The organism is Bartonella sp. AA56HLJMS (genome assembly GCF_042197145.1).
Taxonomy (GTDB): domain Bacteria; phylum Pseudomonadota; class Alphaproteobacteria; order Rhizobiales; family Rhizobiaceae; genus Bartonella.
In genome coordinates this window covers 1-764 of record NZ_JBHIRL010000098.1, presented here as the reverse complement: position 1 = coordinate 764, position 764 = coordinate 1, and the positions used below count along the sequence as shown (strand labels likewise).

The 764-nt window shown below is 31.3% G+C and carries 1 protein-coding gene; it reads left to right on the top strand.

Annotated elements, in window-relative coordinates:
* Positions 1-498 precede the first annotated feature (498 nt).
* Positions 499-764 (top strand): hypothetical protein (locus ACFINI_RS10065; protein ID WP_375648053.1); only part of this gene is annotated, 266 nt, incomplete at its 3' end.

The window sequence follows — 764 nt, the reverse complement described above, 5'->3', positions numbered from 1 at the left end:
CGCATATATCATTATATGATATATTAAAAAGAAAAAATCCAACTAAAAAGCCAGTTATCCAAGGAAAACTATATTCCGGACATATTACAATTTCTTTTTACTTTACTTATTATTAACAAAACCATGCTTTCTAATAAAAATAAAGTCTATAATTAGGAAAATACACACTAAAACCTAGTACAAAGGATTTTATAGTAACCACTACCAAGTAAAAAGTAATATTAAATATACAAGGCCTCTTTTTTAGTTAGGAAAAAACAGCACACTAAAAAACTTAGACTCTAAATGTGTTATCTTTATGTCCACAAAACATAATCAAAAAGACAAACATTTAGGTCTCAATACAGAGAGCACAAACAAAACAAGACTAAAGACTCAAAATGTTCACACTCTAAGCAATGATCCTCTACTCTGAATTCCAAAGAGATCAATAATGCTAAAATGTGTCTTTTTTATGTTTTGGAGGTGTTTTTAAGTTTTTTCATTGGAGAGTTTGTTATGAAAAAATTATATGCCCCACAAGCTGCGAGTGAATTAAAACGTTCTCGTTTTTCTTTTGTTAAAGTTCTTTCGTTGGCTACAGCGGCTACATTCTTATCGAATGTTACGCCTGTTTTTTCAGCAAATCCTGATTTTAGAAACACATTTCTTGAGGGTGTAAAAAGTGCCGGTGTGTCTTATCCACAAAGCCTTCTCTCTGTTGCTGGTTTGAATGCTTCTGATGATTACGCAAATTTTTTAACCAAAACCCTTTCTGGTAAGAG